Source organism: Mesorhizobium sp. B2-4-18, assembly GCF_006441385.1.
In the GTDB taxonomy this organism is placed as follows: Bacteria; Pseudomonadota; Alphaproteobacteria; order Rhizobiales; family Rhizobiaceae; genus Mesorhizobium; species Mesorhizobium australicum.
This window is the reverse complement of sequence record NZ_VFUW01000007.1, coordinates 119,277-139,663: the sequence shown is the minus strand read 5'-3', so window position 1 is coordinate 139,663 and position 20,387 is coordinate 119,277. Positions and strand designations below refer to the sequence as shown.

The following is a 20,387-nucleotide window of genomic DNA, read 5'->3' as shown; positions in this document are numbered from 1 at the left end:
CGCCATGTTTGAGAGCCTGATCGGCCTCGTCGCCATCATTGCCTTGTTCGTCATCATTTCGCGTCAGCAGGGCCGCATCGGTCTGATCGAGCGCGAACTTGGCGCACTGCGCAGCCTCGTGCTTTCGGGCGCGGTATCGCCCACGGTCAAGCCGTCGGAACTGGAGGCGGCGCAGGGCAGGGCCGACACGGCTCCGGTGGCCAGGCCTGCCGACATCGCCCCGGCACCAATCGGCGAGCCGGCCCCCGCGCTACAGGCCACGGAGGCGGAAATCCCGGCCGGAGGGCCCGGCCCTTGGAGCGCCCCCGAGATCACACCGAAAACGCCAGAGGTCGCGCCGGCCGCAGTCGCCAAAGCCGCTCGCCAGTCCGACGTTGAAACCGCGCTCGGCACGCGTTGGGCGGTCTGGGTCGGCGGCATTGCGCTGGCTCTGGGCGGCTTGTTCCTGATCCGCTACACCATCGAGGCCGGCATTTTCGGACCCGGCGTGCGGCTCACCATGGCGGCGGTGCTCGGGTTGGTGCTGGTCGCCGGCGGCGAGTTCATTCGCCGCACCGGCTTCAAGGTACCGGTGCAAGGTATTGCCGGCGCTTATATTCCGGCGATCTTGACCGCGGCCGGCGCCTTCATCCTGTTCGGCACCGTCTATGCCGCCCATGGCATTTACGGCTTTATCGGCCCGGCGCTTGCCTTCACGCTGCTCGGTGCGATCGGCGTTGCGACCATAGCCGCCGCTCTCGTCCATGGCCAGGCGCTGGCCGGCATCGGTCTCGTCGGCGCCATGGTGACGCCGGTGCTGATCGCTTCGCAGGCGCCCAATCCGTGGGCGTTGTTCGGCTATCTCGCCATCGTGCTCGCCGCCACTGGCGTGATCGCCCGCATGCGCGACTGGAAGACGCTGATGGCGGCCGCTTTTTTCGGTACCGGCGTCTGGACCACCCTCTACATGACCGACGCACCGGGCGCGAACCTCTCCGCCATACTGTTCATCGATGCTGTGACGCTGGCTGTGCTTGCCCTTGTCTGGCTGAGCAGTCGTGGCGGCGAGACCGGACTAGCAGGGACTTTCGACTGGCCATCCATCGTGCCTGGACTGTTCGTCGCCTTCTCGGCGCTTGGCCTCTCGGTTGACCCGGTCTTCGCCGCTGCCGGTGATGCTTTGCCGGGCGCGGTGCTGCTTGTCGTGATGATAGCGGTCGCGCTCTACCGCCCACTGGCGCTGCCACTGCTTTATGGCGCGGGACTGGTGACGGTGCTGATCTATCTCGGCATCATCCCGCCAACGTCTATCGCTTCCGACTTTTCGGGCGGCGCTTTGGGTGTTGATGGGGTGCCCTTGGCCACCGCTGACGCGCTGAGCTTGCGTATCGGTATTGGTCTCGGTCTTGTTTTCGTCGCCGCTGGTTTGTGGGCCGCGCGCCGCTTCGCCGCCACGGCGCAGATCCGAGCAGCCTCTTGGGCTGCATGGGGTGTCATCGTGCCGCTGATCGTCCTGCTGGCGCTCTGGTTCACGTTCGGCAATCTCGACCGCGACTTTGTCTATGCCGCCGTCGCGGCCCTGCTGGTCCTGGTCTTCGCCGCGGGCGGCGAGTGGATCGCGCGGGCCGAGGAACCGCCGCACAAGGGGGGAGCCGCAGTGTCGTTTGTTTTGGGCGGCGCGGCAGTCGCCGGCCTCCTGATGCTGCATATGGCTTTTGATTCCGGTTGGACCACCATCCTGCTTGGTGCCGCCGCGATCGTGCCGGCGCTCGCCACGCGCTGGCGCTCCTATCCTGTGCTCGGCTGGATTTCGGTCGCCGCTGTCATCGCGGTGCTTGGCCGCGCCGCCGTCGATCCGACGATCGTCGGCGCCGAATTCCTGTCGACGACACCGGTTTTCAACTGGTTGCTGCCGGGCTACGGCGTGCCGGCGCTCGCCTTCGGCTTCGCGGCCTGGCAACTCGCCCGCACCACCGATGGCCGTCCACGCCTGGCCATGGAAGCGGCGGCGGCACTGTTTGCGCTGCTGACGCTCGCCATGCTGGTGCGTCACGCAATGCATGGCGGCGTCATCAACAGCGATGCGCCGACGCTCGCCGAACAGGCGATCTACACGCTGATCGCCGTCGGTGCCGGCGCCATCCTGATCGCCATCGACAGGCGCTCGCCAAGCTCGGTGCTGCGCTATGGTTCGATGGCGGTGGGCGTGCTCTCGGCCGCCTTCATCGTCATCCAGCATTTCCTGGTGCTCAATCCGTTGTTCACGGACCAATCGACCGGTCGGATACCGGTCTTCAACCTCTTGTTCCTCGCCTATCTCCTGCCGGCCGTCGCCGCCGGTGGTCTGGCGCTCTATAGCAGGGGCAAGCGGCCGAAATGGTATTCGGCCATGCTGGCGCTGATGGCGGCGCTGCTTGCCTTCGCCTATGCCACGCTTTCGGTCAGGCGCCTGTTCAAGGGCGAGTTCATCGGCATGTGGAGCGGCCTTGGGCAGTTGGAGACCTATACCTATTCGGCGCTCTGGCTGGTTATCGGCGTGGCGCTGCTCACCGCCGGCGTCTGGCTGAAATCGCAGGTGCTGCGCATCGCCTCAGCCGCGCTGATCGCGGTGGCCGTCCTGAAAGTCTTCCTGTTCGACATGTCGGAACTGGAAGGTGTGCTCAGGGCGCTGTCCTTTATCGGGCTCGGCGCCGTTCTGATCGGCATCGGCCTGTTCTACCAGCGGCTGCTGACGCGGGCGGCAAAGGAGAAATTGCCGGCCGGCGAACAATAATAGTCGGATTTCAACGCTGCGCGGGAATAAACCGGCATCCGCCGGCGTTATCTCATTGCTTGGGTGACCGGAGCGGTGGACCGCTTCGCGCTGGCTGCTTGCGCCGTGCCGGGAAGGCGCGTTCTATCGGATCAACAAGGGCGACCTCAGAACCAGCGGTCATGGACGAAAAAAAGGCAGCAATCCTTGGTGAAATACCGCGCCTGCGCCGCTACGCACGCTCGCTTCTGCGCGGCCGTGATGCTGCCGACGACCTCGTTCAGGACTGCCTCGAGCGTGCGCTGTTGCGGCTCGACAACTGGCAGACGGGAGAAAGCCCCAGGAGGTGGCTGTTTACGATCATGCATCATTTGTTCATCGACCAGATGCGCAAGGTGAACCGCCGCGGCGAAGCGGCGATGCTGCCGCTGGAGGCGGGCGAGGCGGTTGCCCAGCCGCCCGAACAGTTGGAGGGCATCGCTTCGCGCGAGATCATCGACGCGTTGCAGGCGCTCAGCCCCGATCGCCGCGCGGCCATTGTCATGGTTGCCATTGAAGGCTTTTCCTATGCCGAGGCTGCCAACATTCTGGGTGTTCCCGCCGGCACGCTGATGTCGCGCATCGCGCGGGGGCGTGAGGAATTGCGCGGGCTGCTGGACGACACAGCGCGCCGCCGCGCCATAAGGATCGTCGAGAAATGATCCGCCGCGATTTTTCCGAACGGGACATCCATATGGCGCTCGACGGCGAACTGCCGGCCGATGAGCGCGCCGCCTATGATGCCTGGCTCGACGCCAATCCCGAGATGAAGGCCAGGAGCGCCCGCTTCACCGCCGACCGGGAGGCGTTGCGCTCGGCCTTCGCCGGCGTGCTGGACGAGGTGGTGCCAGTGCGCTTGCGCAAGGTGGTGCTCGGTGAAGCGCCTGTTAAGGCAGCAGTGCCACGCTCGCGCTGGTGGCTTGCCGCCGCCGCGGCCGTGCTTCTCGCCACGGGCGGATTTGGCGGCTACTTTGCGGGTATCGGAGGGATCGGGCAGGAGGATCCGGCGGAGGATCAGCTCGCCGAACAAGCGATCGCCGCCCATGTCATCTATGCCGCCGAGAAGCGGCACGCGGTGGAAGTGCCGGCCAGCGACAAGGATCATCTGCAGACCTGGCTGTCCAGTCGGGTCGGCCTGAAACTGGTGGCACCAGACCTGAGCGCGAACGGCTTCCAACTGGTTGGCGGCCGGTTGCTGCCGGCGGGGGAAAGCAAGGCCGCGATGCTGCTCTACGAAGACGATAAGGGCGAGCGCATATCCCTCTTCGTGACGGCGGAATCGACCGAGAATGCCAAGGGCACCTATGCTTCGGCGCAGGACGGTCCGCAGGCCGTCTACTGGCTGGATAAAGGCTATGGCTGTGCCGTCGTTGGTTCGCTGCCGCGCGAGCGGTTGGCGGCCGTGGCCAAGAGCGCGTATGGCCAGCTTCTGGCCGGTCTCTCCAGCTGAGCCGGCTGCGATCTTGCGCGGTCGGCTGGCATGAAAACAGCGATTCCGTTCAAAGCTTGTCAGCTTCCCTGCCGTCACGGAAAGTGTCACAATTCGGCCCTAATCAAGGAGCGATAGCGCTTGATGGATACCGGCGCTTCGGCCGGTGTTTGCGACGCTTTTCGACCGGGGACGTTGCCGCAACGCAATCGAGGTTTTCTCAAGCCGCATGCCTGCCGAGATCCGCACGGCCCGCGCGTCTGACGTCGATGACCTCGCCGCCATCGAGAAAGCTGTATTCTCGAGCGACCGCATTTCCCGGCGCTCCTTCCGCCTGTTCATCGAGCGCGAGACCGCCGAGACGCTGGTCGCCGAAATCGATGGCCGCGTCGGCGGTTATGCGATCGTGCTGTTTCGCAAGGGCAGTGGGGTCGCACGGCTCTATTCGATCGCCGTCGGACCGTTTTTCGGCGGGCTCGGCATAGGTCGCCGATTGCTGGCCGCGGCCGAAGAGGCAGCCTTCGAACACGACCGCATGATGCTGCGTCTCGAAGTGCGCGAGGACAATGGCCGTGCTATCAGCATCTATGAACAGGCCGGCTACCGCAAGATCGGCCGCGAGCCCGGTTACTACGAGGACGGCGCGACGGCACTGCGCTATGAAAAAACCCTGCGCGGCGACCTTCCGGTCGCCACCAAGGTGCCGTTCTATCAGCAGACCTGCGAGTTCACCTGCGGTCCATGCTGCCTGATGATGGCCATGGCCAATTTCGATCGTGACTTCGTGCCCGACCCGGTGATGGAAATCCGACTCTGGCGCGAGGCGACGACCGTCTTCATGATGTCAGGACCGGGCGGCTGCGAACCATTCGGCCTGGCTGTCTCGGGCTACGAAAGCGGGCTTGCGGCGGAGATTTACGTTTCCTTCTACGGCGCATTGTTCCTGCAGTCGGTGCGCAGCGAGGACAAGCGCCGGGTCATGGAACTGGCACAGGTCGACTTTCGCCGCCGCGCGGAACTTTACGGCATCCCGGTGAATTACCGTCCATTCACCATCGACGATATCAGGGCGGCTCTCGCCGGGGGCAAACTGGTGCTGGTGCTGATCAGCGGCTTCCTGATGTTCGGCAAGAAGGTGCCGCACTGGGTGCTGGCCATCGGCGATGATGGCGATCATATTCTGATCCACGATCCGTGGGTCGAGGATGAAAGGCAGGAAACCATCCTTGATGCCGCCAACATTCCCGTGCCTTACGGCATCTTCATGAACATGGCGCAGTTCGGCCGCGACGGACTGCGTGCCGCCATCACTTTGGGAAAGAGATAATGACCTGGGTCATTCTTACCGGCAGGCAGAGCGATCTCGACCAGGTGGCGACGCCGCACAAGATCATCACCAATCGCGACTATCTCGCGCATCCCTCGCTGTTTCGCGGTCAGCGGCCTAAGGTCATCAACCTGTCGAACAACTACGGCTATCAGAGCCGCGGCTACTATGCTTCGCTGCTGGCGAGTTCGCGCGGCCACAAGGTCATCCCGACCGTGGAGACGATGATCGACCTGTCGGAGCGCAAGCTCTACGAGCACGCCTTGCCGGAACTGGAACTGGCGCTCAACAAATGCCGCAAGGATCTCGGCGGTGTATTTCCGGCGAAGGTCTGCATCTTCTTCGGCATCGGCCCGTCCAAGGTCTGGGACCGTTTCGCCAAGCTGTTGTTCGACTGGTTCCGGGCGCCGGCGCTCGAAGTCCATATCAAGGACAGCGCCGAATGGGCTTCGATCCGCAAGGTCGGCTTCCACCCGCTGGCTCGGATGACGGAGGACGAGGAAAAAAGCTTCATCCAGTGCCTGGAGACCTACACCAACCGCGAGTGGCGCGACACCAAGGGCCGCACGCCGGCGCGCTACACCTTCGCCACGCTGGTCGATCCGCATGAGGAATTGCCGCCTTCGGAAATCTCTTCGCTGCGCTACTGGGCCAAGATCGCCGAAAAGATGGGGGTCGAAATCGAGCCGATCACCAGAAAAGATTTGGCCAAGCTCGCGAATTACGATGCACTGTTCATCCGCGAGACCACCTCGATCTCCAACCATACTTACCGCTTCGCTCGCCGCGCCCAGCAGGAAGGCATGCCGGTCATCGACGACCCGCTGTCCATGATCCGCTGCACCAACAAGGTCTATCTCAACGAACTGATGGCCTACAACAAGGTGCCGGTGCCGCCGACGGTGATGATCGCCGGCACCTCTGACCTCGAACTGGCCGCACAGACGTTGGGTTTTCCTCTCGTGTTGAAGATCCCGGATTCGTCCTTCTCGCGCGGCGTCAAGAAATGCGAGAACCTGGAGGAGCTGACGCGGCTCGCGACCGAATGGCTGGAGGATTCCGACCTTCTCATCGCGCAGAAATTCATCCCGACCGAATATGACTGGCGTGTCGGCGTGCTCGGTGGCCAGCCGCTGTTTGCCGTGCACTATCTGATGGCCAAGAAACATTGGCAGATCGTCAACCACAAGGCCAATGGCAAGCCCGACCAGGGCGGCATCAAGACCTTCACGCTGAAGGAGACGCCGGCCCATGTCGTCGAGACCGCCGTCAAGGCGGCGCGCTGCATCGGCGACGGCCTCTACGGCGTCGACCTCAAGGAGACCAAGGACGGCGTCTTCGTCATCGAGGTCAACGACAATCCAAACCTCGATCACGGCTGGGAGGATTCCGGCGAGAAGGACGAGGTCTGGGTGCGACTGACGCAGTGGTTCCTGGAGCGTCTCGACCGGCCGGGGCGGTAGTTCATCCGAGGGGACATGCAGTTCATCGTCATCGAGGATTTCACCGGCTGCGACCGCAAGGAAATCTACCGCCGGTTCCGCGCGACCGCGGCCGCCTGAAGCCGGAGGAGCTTGTCGTGCATCACAGCTGGATCGCGGCTGACATGAGCCGCTGTTTCCTGCTGGTGGAGACCGATGACGTCACGTCGCTGCAGCGCTGGGTCGTCGAATGGGCTGATCTGGTCGAGTTCGAGATCGTGCCCGTGGCGACCAGCAAGGACATGGTGGCGGTCTTGAGCGGGCACCTCTGACCATCCCCTCCAGGTCAGCGCAGCGCCGGCGAGCCAACCGCGCGCTGGCATTGGTTGACCAGCCAATCGCGGAACGCGGCCACAACATCGCGGCTTGCGCTTCGCTCTGGAACCGTCAGGCAATAGGGCTGGCGCAATGCAATCGCGCCGCCGGCCGGCCGGACCAGCCTGCCGTCCTCCACCGCTTCGGCACAATAGACCCCTTGCGCCAGCGCCACGCCCAACCCCGAAATGGCGAGGTCGAGGGCCGCGCGCGATGAATTGGCCGAAAGGCCGCGCCGTGCCGCTCGGCCAGGGTGAGCACCCTCGGCCTCGAACCAGTTGGGCCAGGACGGAAACGATGCGCCTGTCGGCCCCCAGTCGGTGTGGATGAGCGGCAGCCCGGCGAGCGGCTCGCCCCCCGCCTTGGTGATGCCGGCAAGCCTTGGCGCGCAGACGGGATAGACGGCGTCCCGGGCGATCTCCTCGGTCGGGTGCTCGCGATAATGCGGGCCATAGGAAAGCCTGATGTCGATCAACTCGCGGTCGAACGACACCGGGTCGTCATCGCCCCGGAGCGATATGTCGGCGGCGCCGTGGCTTGCGACAAAGCCGGCGAGGCGCTGCGAGAGCCAGCCCATGGCCATGGATGGCGGCACCGACACCACCAGGCGCGGGCGGAATGCATCGGCGCCCAGTTCGCGCGAGACGCTGCCGATCTCCTGGAAGGCCACGGTCAGCCGAGGTAGCATTTCCACGCCGGCCTCGGTGAGGACAACGCGGCGGTTGATCCGATGAAACAGCTTGCGTTCCATCTGCACCTCCACGGTGCGGATAAGCTGGCTGACGGCGGCGGCCGAAACCGAAAGCTCTTCCGCCGCCGCGGCAAAGCTGCCCGTGCGCGCCGCGGCCTCGAAAGCCTGAAGTCCTTTCAGGGATGGGGATGTGGCCATGATCGCTGGATAGGTAAGGTAAGCTTATCTAAATCGCAGAAATCGTCGTTTCTGGAAAGCTTTTTCGTCGACTAGAATGGCTTCATCATTCTTCAGCATGGATCGAAGCCGATGGACCATCGCGACATTATCGCCTCATTGACACCGGAAGAGCGCAACCGCCTGACGGCCAAGTCCGATGTTGCGGGCCTGTTCCAGCTCTGCACTCACTTGGGTGCGATTATCTTAATTGGATCGCTGATCGCGGCCGAGGTCCCATTCTGGCCGTTGCTGATGCTGCCGCAAGGCATCCTGATCGTGTTCCTGTTCACGCTGCTGCATGAGACGGCGCACCGCACGGCTTTCGAAACACAGTGGCTGAACGACGGCGTGGCGCGGCTGTGCAGCCTGGCCATCGCGCTGCCGGCCGACTGGTTCCGCTACTTCCATTTCGCTCACCACCGGTACACGCAGGATCCCGAAAACGACCCCGAGCTTGCCTTCCCGAAGCCCGAAACCCTGCGGCAGTACATTGTCCACGTCTCTGGGCTTCCGGTGTGGTGGGGCCATCTCAAGACACTCTACGCCAATGCGATTGGCGGTAGTCAGGAGAGCTATGTACCGCCGAAAGGCCGACGCAAGGTGCGGGCCGAGGCGCGCGCCATGATTGCCTTCTACGCTGTCCTCATTCTGCTCGCCGTTCATTTCCGTCTCACCGTGCTCTTCTATGTCTGGATCACTCCCGCTCTGCTCGGACAGCCATTCCTGCGCCTCTATCTGCTGGCCGAGCACGGTCGTTGCCCGCTGGTGGCCAACATGCTGGAAAACACCAGGACGACGCTGACCAGCTGGGCGGTGCGCAAGCTCGCCTGGAACATGCCGTTCCATGCCGAGCATCATGCCTATCCCGGCGTTCCGTTTCACCAATTGCCGCGGTTTCATGCGCTGATCGAGCGGCATCTGAAGGTGGTCGAGCCCGGCTATGTCAGCTTCCATGAGAAATACCTGGAAACGCTGCGCTGACTTGCGCTGACGCCATCAGCCGGTCTGGCTGCGTGTCGCACGCGACTTCAGCAGGCGCTGGATGTCGGCCGGCTTCGACGGCACGCCGATCAGATAGCCTTGCGCCTCGACACAGCCATTGTCGCGCAGCATGTCGAGTTGCGCCTCCGTCTCGACGCCTTCGGCCGTGACGACGATGCCAAGCTCGGCACCCAGCCCGATGATGGTCCGAACGATGGCCGCCGTGTCGCGGTTGCCCATGTCGCGAATGAATGATCGGTCGATCTTGATCTTGTCGACCGGAAAACGCCTGAGGTAGCCGAGCGAGGAATAGCCGGTGCCGAAATCGTCCAGGGCGATGCGGATGCCGAGCTCACGCAACTGGCGCAGCGTTTTCAGCACGGCCGTGCTTTCGTCCATCAGCACGGTTTCGGTGATCTCCAGCTCTAGGCGTCCAGCCGGAATGCCGGAAAAAGCCAGCGCCGAGATCACGCCGCGGGCAAACCCGTTGCTTTTAAGCTGCACGGCCGAGACATTGACCGCAATGCGTAGGCCGGGTGGCCAGCTTGCGGCCTCTGCGCAGGCTTTCCTCAGCGCCCACTCGCCGAGCGGCACGATCAGCCCGGTCTCTTCGGCGACCGGGATGAAGTCGTCCGGCGCGACAGTGCCACGCCCTGGTGAATGCCAGCGCATCAAGGCTTCCGCGCCGGTGATTTCGCCGGACGTGATGTTCATGATGGGCTGGAAATGGAGATCGAACTCCTGGCGCGGCAGTGCTGCCTCGAGGTCTACTTCAAGCGCCCTGCGGGCCTGCACGACAGCATCCATTCCGGGCTCGAAGAAGCGATACAGGTTTCGTCCTTCGCTCTTCGCCCGGTAGAGCGCCGTATCCGCGTTTTTCAGCAGCGTGTCGGCGTCCCTGCCGTCGTTGGGGAAAACGGCAATGCCCATGCTGATGCCGACATGCATGTCCCGGCTCTTGTCTCTAAATGGTTTTGCGATTGCTTCGACGATGCGCTTTGCCAGTTTTTCGGCATCGCCAATGCCCTTGAAATGGAACTGCATGACGACGAACTCGTCGCCGCCGAAGCGGGCGACGATGTCTGTTTCGTTACGGACGCAATGCCGCAGCCTCTCGGCTACGCTTCTCAGCAGCCAGTCGCCTGCGGGGTGCCCCCAGGTGTCGTTGACCGCCTTGAAGCGGTCGAGATCGAGCGAGAAGATCGCCAACGGCTTGGCTGCCGCGTCCTCCAGCGCAAGATCGAGCCGTTCGCGAAACTTCGAGCGGTTGGGCAGTCCGGTCAGCGTGTCGTGATGCGCAAGATGGGTCATGCGCTCTTCGGTCCGGCGGCGCTCGGTCACGTCGTCGAAAGTCACCACCCAGCCGCCGCCGCTCATCGGCCGGCGTGTGACCAGAACCGTCCTGCCGTCGGTCAGATGCCGGTAGGCCGAATGCGTCTTTGCCGCCGCCAGACAGGCTTCGGTTTTGGCGACTTCGCTGTCGACGTCGATCTTCATGTAGATGCCGAGTTCCAGCAATCGTTCGAGCGCGTTGCGGTGCGTCGTTCCAAGCGGGAAGTCCTCCGCAGTGACGTTGTAGAGCTCCAGAAAACGCCTGTTGCGCACAATCATCTTGCCGTCGGCGTCGTACATCAGCAGGCCTTGCGACATGTTGGCGAGTGCCGCGTCGAAACGGCGATGCTGCTCCTTGAGATCCTGCTCGGCGCGCCGCTTTTCGGTGATGTCCTCGTAGATCGAAACCCATCCACCCAGGGCAAGCGGACGGTGCGAGATGTTGATGATGCGGCCGTCAGACAGCGTCTCCTCGTAAGTTGAGGGTTTTGCCTGGTCGATATAGGGCTTGCGGATCGCGTAGAGTTCTTCGGCGCTTTGCGAGGCAACCCCGATATCGACGCTGTGCCGCAGGATATCGACGAAGCGAATGCCTGGCCGTACCATTTTGGCGTCGAGGCGGAAAATGTTGATATAATTGCCGTTGCAGATGATCATGCGCTCGTCGGCGTCGAACATGCACAGGCCATGCGACATGTTTTCGACAGCAGCTGAAAAGCGTTCGTTCTGCTCGCGCAGCTCATCTTGCATGCGGCGCTGATGTTCCATGCCTCCGGCCGCCCGTTCCGGGACGACCGAACCACCCTTGACATCCACGACGGGCATGAGGCGCCCCTGCGATGCTTGATCGAACACCACACTGTTGACGCTTCCGGTTAATTTAGCGTTTTCTATCCTAGCGCGGACGTCGGAACGTGATGCCGCGACTTCTCGATCGCCGAAAACCGCTTCAGGAACGCATTCTGCGCTGAGGTCACCGAGCGTGGCGCGAAGTCGAAGCGCTCGGCGGAAAAACCGCGCGGCCGGCCGAAGAACTCGGTCGCCTCGGCGGTCGAAAACCCGGCAAGCAGCGTCGCCTCGAAATAGGCGGCGATCTGGTCGGCGCGCTTGATCTCCTTGCGCAGGATGGCACCCGGTTCCGGCGGCAGCGAGAAGCGCAGATGGATGGCGCGCTGCAGGCGCACTTCGCAGTCCTTGTAGCTGCCGCCCATCACCGACTTGAATGGCGAGATCATGTCGCCGATGACATATTCGGGCGCATCGTGCAGCAGCGCCGCCAGTTGGTCGTCGGCCGAAGCCTGGGGCACCAGCTCGTCGAACAGTGCCTCAACCAGCAGTGAATGCTGGGCAACCGAAAAGGCGTGCTCGCCGCTGGTCTGGCCGTTCCAGCGGGCGACGCGGGCAAGCCCATGGGCGATGTCCGAGATCTCGATGTCGAGCGGCGAAGGGTCGAGAAGGTCGAGCCGGCGGCCGGACAGCATACGCTGCCATGCCCGTGGCGGCGCACCGGCGCGGTCTGCCGCCATCAGGCTTCCTCCGCGCCGGCGATTTCCTGCGGATAGCTGAATTTGGCCCAACTGGGGATGATGAGCGTCACCGGTACGTCACCCGCCAGGATCGGCTGACCGGTATCGAGCGCCGCCTTCACCCTGTCGATACGGGCGATGGCGAGCCCTGTCACGGTAGCACTCGAGCCGAGCGTGCCGACCGGCCGCCCGCCGACGGTTAGCTCGGCACCCGCAGACGGCAGGGGAAGCCCAGCCTGGACAATCAGCACGCGCCGCCGGGCGGTGCCTCGATGCTGCATGCGCGAGACGACCTCCTGGCCGACATAGCAGCCCTTCTTGAAGCCGACGCCGCCCATTTCGTCGAGCAGCACGTCATGCGGGAACGCATCGCCAAGTGCATAGTCGGCCCCGCTCTCGGCGACGCCGTGGGCAATGCGAAAGGCCTGCCACGCGCCAATGTCGCCAGCGTCTGCGGTGCCGGCATGGAAGCGCGTGACGCCTTCGTCGCCAAAGCGCCTGTCGGCAAGCGCGGTTGAATCACTTTCTGAGGCCATTGACTCTTTTCCCCAGGCGACAGTGACAAGTGCCTGTCCCGACTTCGCAATCTCGACCTTGGCGCGAAGCTTGTAGAGCATCAGCCGGCGAATGAAATCGTCTGAAATATCGGCACGGCATTCGATGCGGAAGGCGTTTTCGCCTGCCCGTGAGATCAGGAAGTCGAACAGGATCTTGCCTTGCGGCGTCAAAAGCGCGCCCGGCTTTGCCTCGCCATTGCCAAGCGTATCGAGATCGGTGGTCACGATGTTCTGCAGAAAATGCTCGGCATCGGGGCCGGAGACGGTGATGAGCGCGCGATCTTTCAGCAGGGCAAAGGGCATGGGGCGGATTAAAAGCCTGATCTTGCAAAACGGTTGGCCATTACGTAAGCCGCTGACACTCCCCCCGCAAGAGAGCATCACCATGACCTACGACCTCATCCTGACAGGCGGCACAGTGGTCAATCATGACGGCGAAGGACTGCGCGACATTGGTGTGAGGGGCGGGCGCATCGCCGCGATCGGCGATCTGCGCCAGGCATCGGCTGGCGAGACAATCGACTGCCGGGGCCTGCATATCCTGCCCGGTGTCGTCGACAGCCAGGTGCATTTCCGTGAGCCGGGACTGGAACACAAGGAAGACCTGGAAACGGGTTCGCGGGCCGCGGTGCTGGGCGGTGTCACCGCCGTGTTCGAAATGCCCAACACCAATCCGCTGACCACCAGCGAGGCAACGCTTGCCGACAAGGTCCGGCGCGGCAGCGGCCGCATGCATTGCGATTTTGCTTTCTGGGTTGGCGGTACTCGCGACAATGCCAGGGACGTCGGCGAGCTCGAACGTTTGCCGGGGGCTGCGGGAATAAAGGTCTTCATGGGATCGTCCACCGGTGACCTGCTGGTCGAGGACGATGAAGGCGTCGCCTCGATCCTGAGGAATACCCGCCGTCGCGCCGCTTTTCATTCGGAAGACGAGTTCCGGCTGCGCGAGCGCCTGGACGAGCGCGTCGAGGGCGATCCGTCATCGCATCCGGTCTGGCGTGACGAGATCGCCGCCTTGCGCTGCACCGAACGGCTGGTGCGCATCGCGCGCGCCGTTCGTGCCCGCATCCATGTCCTGCACATCTCGACCGCCGAGGAGATCCTGTTCCTCGAACAGCACAAGGATGTTGCGACCTGTGAAGCCACGCCGCACCATCTGACGCTGAGCGCCGACGACTATGCGCGGCTTGGCACGCTGATCCAGATGAACCCGCCGGTGCGGGACAAACGCCATCGCGACGGCGTCTGGCTTGGCATAGCGCAAGGCATCGTCGACGTGCTCGGCTCCGACCACGCGCCGCACACGCTGGCCGAGAAGGCAAAACCCTATCCGGCCTCGCCGTCGGGCATGACCGGCGTGCAGACGCTGGTGCCGATCATGCTCGACCATGTCAACGCCGGTCGGCTGAGCCTGCAGCGCTTCGTCGATCTCTCCAGCCATGGCCCGCAGCGCATCTTCGGCATGGCCAGAAAAGGCCGCATCGCCGCCGGCTATGACGCCGACTTCACCATTGTCGACATGAAGCGGCGCGAGACCATCACCAACGCGCAAGCCGGCTCGAAAGCCGGCTGGACCCCCTATGACGGCAAGCAGGTCACGGGCTGGCCGGTCGGCACGGTCATTCGCGGTCAGCGCATTATGTGGAACGGCGAAATCGTGACGCCAGGCCAGGGGACGGCGGTGGAGTTTTCCGAGGCGCTGCCGGGTTAGCCACCTGTGGCTGTGCGTCACGTCTTTGATTTTTAAGCGTTCCACATTATGTTCAAGGCATCATGCAGACACATGTCGCGCCTATGATTGACCGTCGAGTTTCCAGAGCTGCAAGCGCTCCTGTGGAATCGCGATGTCGCGCGACTGATCCCGGCCAACGAAGCATTTGCGTTGTACGAGCGCAATTGGCGCTTTGTCGATCAGACACGGCTTACGACGCGCGAGAAATTGCTTATCCAGAATCTCGCCAGGGAATTCGGTCAGGTATCCTTCTGACTGCCGGCTGAATTGTCCTCCCGGGCTGTGTTTTGCATCGTATCTGCAACATCAATCCGGACACGTCGCGTGCGCTAGCGGTGCTATTTCGATTCTTCGAAACGAAAGCATTCGCATTTGCCCGGATGCCGACGTCAGTGCAAAACCTGCCGGCCCGCTCAAATAGCAACATCGTCCACGATGCTGTTCGCATCCTGGCGCAACCAGGGGGCCTTCAGTCGCCGGCGACGAAGAAGGTCCATTGCCCGGCTGGCGTAATGCCGACGCGATAGAAGATGTAGGCTCCGAACTGCTTCATGTCGTCGAAATCGCCCGCGGTGACGATCTTGAACAGCTCGACCCGTTGCTTGGCGTCGAGCTTGTCCAGCGGCAGCGCGAAGAAATACGGCCAGACATAGAGGTCCTGTGGCGTGCCTGCATCGACATGGACGTAGCCTGCGGAAAGCACTTCCTCCAGAATGGCCAGGATCTCCTGGCCATCAGGGTCGCCGGACAGCCCCTTGAGGAAGGTGATGGCGTCGCCGTCGATGTCGGCCAGCGACAGCTGGGTCATGCTGTCGCCCTTGCCGATCAAAGCCCTGAGCTTCTCGATGTCGCCGCTCTTGCAGGCCTCGATGATCAAGTCATGCATGCGCCGCACGGGCTCGGGCAGCTTGCCGAGATCATAGACGACTTCCGGCAGAGGTGCCTCGGGATCGACACGCGGCCTGTTGCTGCCGCCATCCGATGGGCTGTCCGGCTCAGCGGCGTCGGGAGCGGCCGGCTGGCTTGTCGAAGGCGGCGTTCCCACCGGGTCAGGCATGGGAATCACGCTTCCGGGCGGCGAAACATCGTCCTCCGACGGTGTGGCTGGCGCGGGGAGCTCTTCGCGTTTGATCTCGCTCAGCGCTTGAGCCGGACTGCTGGCCAGGCAAGTCGTGAAGGCAACCGCGGCACAGCAAGCAGCGAGGCAGATGTAGAGGCCCAAGCCCTTCGGCTTGCCTGACATCGGAAAATTCACTGCCCGTATCTCCCTACTTCCGGGCATGACACCCGAACGGCATTCGATCGTCAGAGAACCTGATATCGGTTCAGTGCCGCAGCCGCTCAGGTTCGAAGGCGCCTGCGATCACCTTCTCGCGCATGCGGTCGAGCAGGGCAAGGGCCGAGGTTTCGCCGTTGGCGCGCAACATTTCACCGAATGCCGTCTCAAGGGCCGCCTCGGCGATGATTTCTGGCTCAATGCCGGCCGAGAGGCCTTCCGCCCAGGCTTCGCTGTGGCTCTCAACCGCCGTCAGGCGCTTCTCTTCCCTGACCAGCGCGTCGATGTCGTTGGCAGCATGTTCCATAAGCGATGTCCACCCTTCCAAGCGGCAAGCCATCAGTGTGGATCAGGCTTGATCTGTTCCATTCATAGGCAGCTCCAAGTAAGTGTCTGTAAATGCGACATTTTTTTGATCGTCATTTACAGGAGCCAACCGTGTTTGGCGAAGCTGCGTTTCAACCCGGATCAAACTTAGCCGATTAGGCTGGCCTGCGGGGCGAAAACCTTCAGTTTGAGTTAATTGCGCCTTCGCGTGATAACGTTTGATTAACGCTGTTGCAGAAGTGCAACATCAGAATTGCACCAAGATGTGGGCGGCCACAAGCCGGATATATCGAGATCCCTGGCGACGGGCCTGATATCTGTTGATAAATGCTCAGTTGCCGTACCGCGAGGCGATATCGCGCGACAGCGTCTGGCCTTCTTTCATGTAACGGCTGATGGCTTCAGTGGCCGAAGCGGTGCACTGGGTGTAAGTGCCGCCGAAGGAACGGTAGCCGCGATTGAAGCTGGCGATGAGGCGGGCGCGGCGCTCTGGGTCCGGGTTTTCCGAATCGAGCAGTTTTTCCATCTCGCCACGCCACCGGTCGCCCTTCTCCCCGCACAGATTGCGCAGGAAATGCAGCGACCCAAGAACTTCCGCCAATCGCATCAGCCCCGGCTCGAACGGCGACTCGGCACTGAAGGCAGGCCGCGCCGGGACCATCGCGCTGACGGCAAGGCAAATGGCAACGAGCATTGACGGACGATTCATAAACCTCCTCTGCCTGGCGGCTTAGGCCTTGTGGTCTGCCTGATGGCCCGAGACGTCGTGGCTGGCGAGACAACATAAGCCTTGTGACGAAACAATTTGTCGCCTGCAAGGCGGTTTTTCAGTGCCGTGTCAGCGGGCTTGAACGGGACCGAGGAGTTCCTCGGCGACCGCGAACACCGAGCCGGCGAGCGGCAGCAGGGTCATCTCCTTGAGTGTATAGAAGGCAGCTGTCTCGGCGTCGTCGCTGGCCTCGGCCTCGCCACCGGCATAAATGGCGCCGAAGACCGTGAGGAGATAATCGACCGGGTGGCTGTCTTGCCTGCCGTCGATGTGGATTTCCCGAAGCGGGCGAAAGCCGGCGGCGCGCAAGCCGGTCTCTTCCATCAGTTCACGCCGTGCCGCGTCCTCCAGCGTCTCGCCGGCTTCGACCTTACCGCCGGGAAAGGCGTAGAGCCCTTGCGAGGGCGAACGCGCCCGCTTGACCAAGAGTACGGTGTCGCCGCGCACGACGGCTACGGAAACGGCCGGAAGTACCTTGCGTGCTGTGTCCATCGATCCTTGATCAACTCATTTGAGACAGGTCTTTTGTGGACCGACAGCATGGGCAAGCTTTAGCGGTTGCGCAACGCCGGTTCGATCGCCACTTTCAACACCGAACTATTCGAAAGACACAATCGATCATGTGCGGACGTTTTGCCTTGACCGCCACGCCGGACCAGACCGCTGCCTTGCTGGGCCTTGCGGAGCTGGAGGATTTCCCGGCCCGCTACAACATCGCACCGACACAGCCGGTCCTGATGGTGACCGCTGGCGTGCCGCGAGCCCCGGGCTCCAACCTGCCGGACCGGCAGCCGATGCTGGTGCGCTGGGGCCTGATCCCAGCTTGGGTGAAGGACACCAGGGAGTTTCCGCTGCTGTTCAACGCGCGCTCCGAAGGTGCGATCGAGAAGGCCCCGTTCAAGGCCGCCATGCGCCATCGCCGCGCGCTGGTGCCGGCGTCCGGTTTCTACGAATGGCGGCAGACCGGAGGCAAGAAGGGGCAACCCTATTGGATCCGGCCCAGGCATGGCGGGTTGATCGCCTTTGCAGGTCTGATCGAAACCTATGCCGAGCCCGGTGGCTCAGAGATGGACACCGGCGCTATCCTGACCGTCAACGCCAACGCCGATATCGCCCATATCCATGACCGCATGCCGGTGGTGGTCGATATTTCTGACTTTGCCCGTTGGCTGGATTGCCGCACGCTCGAACCGCGCGATGTCGTCGATTTGCTGCGGCCGGCGCAGCCCGATTTCTTCGAGGCGATCCCTGTCTCCGACCTCGTCAACAAGGTTGCCAACACTGGACCGGAGATTCAAGAGAGGGGCGAAATCGGGCCGGAACCCGAGAAGGTCAGGCGCCAGAAACCTAGCGCGGACGACAGTCAGATGACGCTGTTCTAGCGAAGCCGGTCGAAGTCTAAGTTCACGACGCCTGTTCTCGCCCTCATCGTCGGCGATTGCGCCAGCCGCGTCATCTCAGGCAGCGCGAGGCGACACGATCTTCTGCGCCGGCTTCTTCTTCTTGGCGGTGTGAAGAAGGGCGGCGACGATGGCGGCCGGGCCGATTGCGCGATAGTGGTTGGCCAGCGCCGGTTGCTTGGCGCGGTTGGCTTCCTGCTTGCTTCGAGGCATGTTTCTCTTCCCTGGTAACATTTCCGTGTCTGCGTTTGCTGGTTGATTCCGACCAAATCGTGACGCGTGGTGATCTAGCCGGCGAATGTTTCATGACTGTGCCGACATGTTTAATAAAATGTTTCACTGACTGATTCCGCGTGACCGGGCGATGCGTTTGCCAGCCCTCGCTACCTTTTCCCGGGATCCGCGACTTGACGGCAACACTGGTCAGGGCGATAAAGCCGCCGATGAAAACGTCTTTCGCCATTTGTGGCATTTGCATTATTGGCTAGCCTCGCGCTGGTCCGGACGTTTTCGCCTCATCTTCCCCAGAGTGGACAAACGCCCCGGCCAGCAGGCTGGAACCTGATTTGCGCCTCGGCGCTGGGCTGGCTCCATCCAGACAAGAAGTTCTGAACGGGAAGCATGGAATGTCTGACGCATCAAAGGGCCTGCGCCTCTACAACACGCTGACGCGCACGAAAGAGGGCTTCGTGCCGATCGATCCGCTTGCCGTGCGCATGTATGTCTGCGGCCCGACCGTTTACGACTTCGCCCATATCGGCAACGCCAGGCCGGTGATCGTGTTCGACGTGCTGTTCCGCTTATTGCGCCACCTCTACGGCGAGACGCACGTGACCTATGTGCGCAACATCACCGACGTCGACGACAAGATCAACGCGCGGGCGCTGCGCGATTTCGGCGGCGAGATCGCTTCGGGAACCCTTTCGCTCAACGAAGCGATCCGACGGGTGACCGAGAAAACGGCCGACCAGTTTCACAGGGATGTCGCCACGCTTGGTTGCCTGGAGCCGACGGTCGAACCGCGCGCCACCGAATTCGTCGAACCCCGCGCCGACGGCAAGGCTGATATGATCACCTTGATTAAAAGCCTGATCGAACGCGGCCATGCCTATGTCGCGGCAGGCGAAGTTCTGTTCGATACGGCCTCGATGCCGGACTATGGTCAATTGTCGAAGCGCAATCTCGACGAGCAGCAGGCCGGTGCCCGCATCGCCGTCGAGGCCCACAAGAGGAACCCCGGCGATTTCGTGCTGTGGAAACTGTCATCGCCGGAAGAGCCCGGCTGGCAAAGTCCATGGGGCAGGGGCCGGCCCGGCTGGCATATCGAATGCTCGGCCATGTCGGCCGCCTATCTCGGCGAGGTCTTCGACATCCATGGCGGCGGCCTCGATCTGATCTTCCCGCATCATGAGAACGAGATCGCCCAGTCGCGCTGCGCCCACGGCACCGATGTCATGGCCAATGTGTGGATGCACAATGGTTTCCTGCAGGTCGAGGGCCAGAAAATGTCGAAGAGCCTCGGCAATTTCTATTCGATCCACGAATTGCTCGAGACCGAGACCTTCGGCGGCCGCAGATGGCCTGGCGAGGTGCTGCGGCTGGCGATGCTGATGACGCACTACCGCGAGCCGATCGACTTTTCCGTGCGCAAGCTTGAGGAGGCGGAGAACACGCTACGCAAATGGAAACGCGCGTCGGACCTGGCGCCGGCTGCGGGAAGCCAGGTGCCGGCGGAAGTCGTGGAGGCGCTGTCGGATGATCTTGCGACCTACGCGGCCTTCCAGCAACTGACCCAGCTTGCCGGTGAGGCAACCGACTTCAGCGGCGCTGGCGAGAATGGCGCCGCGGCTTCCTTGAAAACCTCGCTCGCATTCCTCGGTTTCGACGTCGGCGCGGCCAAGGTCGACGAGGCCGCGATTGCGGAAACCATCGCCAGGCGCCTGCAGTTCATCGCCGCCAAGAACTGGGCCGAGGCCGACCGCATCCGCGATGAACTTCTGGCTAAGGGCGTGCAGTTGAAGGATGGCAAGGACCCGGTCACCGGCGAGCGCCTGACGACGTGGGAGGTGAAGCGGTGAGGGTGGCGCCAGGCGCCTTTGCGGTTTTGGCGGGGGCGCCGGTGACAGCCGATCTCCCCCCTTGCGGGGGAGATGTCCGGCAGGACAGAGGGGGGTGTGACGGAACACCGGCGTTTCCGTTTGTTCACCCTCGCCGCAAACATTTATTGAGAAGGCAGTGGTCGCAAGCTGATAGAT

Annotated in this window: 20 protein-coding genes; 11 read left to right on the top strand and 9 right to left on the bottom strand. The window is 62.8% G+C overall.

The window, feature by feature from the left end:
• Positions 1-4 precede the first annotated feature (4 nt).
• From FJ527_RS18335 to FJ527_RS29630, 6 genes are all read left to right on the top strand, one after another.
• A complete protein-coding gene (locus tag FJ527_RS18335; RefSeq protein WP_140823767.1) occupies positions 5-2,752 on the top strand; it encodes a DUF2339 domain-containing protein in 2,748 nt (915 codons plus the stop codon).
• Between the two features lie 161 nt (positions 2,753-2,913).
• On the top strand, positions 2,914-3,432 hold the full coding sequence (locus tag FJ527_RS18330) for an RNA polymerase sigma factor (protein ID WP_140618480.1): 519 nt from the start codon (positions 2,914-2,916) through the stop codon (positions 3,430-3,432).
• Complete coding sequence (locus FJ527_RS18325; protein ID WP_140823766.1) at positions 3,429-4,220, top strand: anti-sigma factor; 792 nt, start codon at positions 3,429-3,431, stop codon at positions 4,218-4,220. The genes FJ527_RS18330 and FJ527_RS18325 overlap by 4 nt, the downstream gene beginning before the upstream one ends.
• Positions 4,221-4,428: 208 nt before the next feature.
• Entirely contained in the window at positions 4,429-5,526 is a 1,098-nt protein-coding gene (locus FJ527_RS18320; RefSeq protein WP_140823765.1) for a peptidase C39 family protein, read from the top strand.
• Positions 5,526-6,989 carry a RimK family protein gene (locus tag FJ527_RS18315; protein ID WP_140823764.1) on the top strand — a complete coding sequence of 488 codons (1,464 nt, stop codon included), beginning with the start codon at positions 5,526-5,528 and terminating at the stop codon, positions 6,987-6,989. The genes FJ527_RS18320 and FJ527_RS18315 overlap by 1 nt, the downstream gene beginning before the upstream one ends.
• A 116-nt stretch (positions 6,990-7,105) precedes the next feature.
• Positions 7,106-7,279, top strand: a complete 174-nt coding sequence (locus FJ527_RS29630; protein ID WP_246677738.1) for a DUF3303 family protein — start codon at positions 7,106-7,108, stop codon at positions 7,277-7,279.
• Positions 7,280-7,293: 14 nt separating this feature from the next.
• Here FJ527_RS29630 and FJ527_RS18305 read toward each other — a convergent pair whose 3' ends face one another.
• Positions 7,294-8,211, bottom strand: a complete 918-nt coding sequence (locus tag FJ527_RS18305; RefSeq protein WP_140823763.1) for a LysR substrate-binding domain-containing protein — start codon at positions 8,209-8,211, stop codon at positions 7,294-7,296.
• 111 nt (positions 8,212-8,322) lie between these two features.
• Between FJ527_RS18305 and FJ527_RS18300 the strand changes: the two genes are divergently transcribed.
• Positions 8,323-9,213 carry a fatty acid desaturase family protein gene (locus tag FJ527_RS18300; RefSeq protein WP_140823762.1) on the top strand — a complete coding sequence of 297 codons (891 nt, stop codon included), beginning with the start codon at positions 8,323-8,325 and terminating at the stop codon, positions 9,211-9,213.
• Positions 9,214-9,228: 15 nt separating this feature from the next.
• Here the strand turns inward: FJ527_RS18300 and FJ527_RS18295 are convergent, their stop codons facing one another.
• The 3 genes from FJ527_RS18295 to FJ527_RS18285 all read right to left on the bottom strand — a co-directional run bounded on the left by FJ527_RS18295 (position 9,229) and on the right by FJ527_RS18285 (position 12,931).
• Complete coding sequence (locus FJ527_RS18295) at positions 9,229-11,370, bottom strand: EAL domain-containing protein (RefSeq protein ID WP_140823761.1); 2,142 nt, start codon at positions 11,368-11,370, stop codon at positions 9,229-9,231.
• 65 nt (positions 11,371-11,435) lie between these two features.
• On the bottom strand, positions 11,436-12,071 hold the full coding sequence (locus tag FJ527_RS18290) for an HD family hydrolase (protein WP_140823760.1): 636 nt from the start codon (positions 12,069-12,071) through the stop codon (positions 11,436-11,438).
• Positions 12,071-12,931, bottom strand: coding sequence for a folate-binding protein YgfZ (locus FJ527_RS18285; RefSeq protein WP_140823759.1), 861 nt, complete (start codon positions 12,929-12,931; stop codon positions 12,071-12,073). Before FJ527_RS18285 ends, FJ527_RS18290 begins: the two co-directional genes overlap by 1 nt.
• 76 nt (positions 12,932-13,007) lie before the next feature.
• Between FJ527_RS18285 and FJ527_RS18280 the strand changes: the two genes are divergently transcribed.
• Together FJ527_RS18280 and FJ527_RS18275 are read left to right on the top strand one after the other, a co-directional pair.
• The gene (locus FJ527_RS18280) at positions 13,008-14,339 is read left to right on the top strand and encodes a dihydroorotase (RefSeq protein ID WP_181166403.1); all 1,332 of its coding nucleotides are present in this window, start codon (positions 13,008-13,010) and stop codon (positions 14,337-14,339) included.
• 87 nt (positions 14,340-14,426) lie between these two features.
• On the top strand, positions 14,427-14,615 hold the full coding sequence (locus FJ527_RS18275; protein ID WP_140823757.1) for a hypothetical protein: 189 nt from the start codon (positions 14,427-14,429) through the stop codon (positions 14,613-14,615).
• Positions 14,616-14,829: 214 nt separating this feature from the next.
• On the opposite strand, the gene FJ527_RS18270 is transcribed toward FJ527_RS18275, so the two are convergent.
• The 4 genes from FJ527_RS18270 to FJ527_RS18255 all read right to left on the bottom strand — a co-directional run bounded on the left by FJ527_RS18270 (position 14,830) and on the right by FJ527_RS18255 (position 17,224).
• A complete protein-coding gene (locus FJ527_RS18270; protein WP_181166391.1) occupies positions 14,830-15,615 on the bottom strand; it encodes a hypothetical protein in 786 nt (261 codons plus the stop codon).
• A gap of 70 nt (positions 15,616-15,685) precedes the next feature.
• A complete protein-coding gene (locus tag FJ527_RS18265) occupies positions 15,686-15,943 on the bottom strand; it encodes a hypothetical protein (protein ID WP_015318556.1) in 258 nt (85 codons plus the stop codon).
• Positions 15,944-16,294: 351 nt separating this feature from the next.
• Positions 16,295-16,672 (bottom strand): TIGR02301 family protein, encoded by a 378-nt coding sequence (locus FJ527_RS18260; RefSeq protein WP_140823756.1) that lies wholly within the window; start codon positions 16,670-16,672, stop codon positions 16,295-16,297.
• 129 nt (positions 16,673-16,801) lie between these two features.
• Entirely contained in the window at positions 16,802-17,224 is a 423-nt protein-coding gene (locus tag FJ527_RS18255) for an NUDIX domain-containing protein (protein WP_140823755.1), read from the bottom strand.
• 128 nt (positions 17,225-17,352) lie between these two features.
• Here FJ527_RS18255 and FJ527_RS18250 point away from each other — a divergent pair, with 128 nt between their 5' ends.
• The gene (locus FJ527_RS18250) at positions 17,353-18,114 is read left to right on the top strand and encodes an SOS response-associated peptidase (protein ID WP_140823754.1); all 762 of its coding nucleotides are present in this window, start codon (positions 17,353-17,355) and stop codon (positions 18,112-18,114) included.
• 75 nt (positions 18,115-18,189) lie between these two features.
• On the opposite strand, the gene FJ527_RS18245 is transcribed toward FJ527_RS18250, so the two are convergent.
• Positions 18,190-18,345, bottom strand: a complete 156-nt coding sequence (locus FJ527_RS18245) for a hypothetical protein (protein ID WP_015318552.1) — start codon at positions 18,343-18,345, stop codon at positions 18,190-18,192.
• Between the two features lie 413 nt (positions 18,346-18,758).
• On the opposite strand from FJ527_RS18245, the gene cysS reads away from it, so the two are divergent.
• Positions 18,759-20,210 carry a cysteine--tRNA ligase gene (cysS, locus tag FJ527_RS18240; RefSeq protein WP_140823753.1) on the top strand — a complete coding sequence of 484 codons (1,452 nt, stop codon included), beginning with the start codon at positions 18,759-18,761 and terminating at the stop codon, positions 20,208-20,210.
• Positions 20,211-20,387 lie beyond the last annotated feature (177 nt).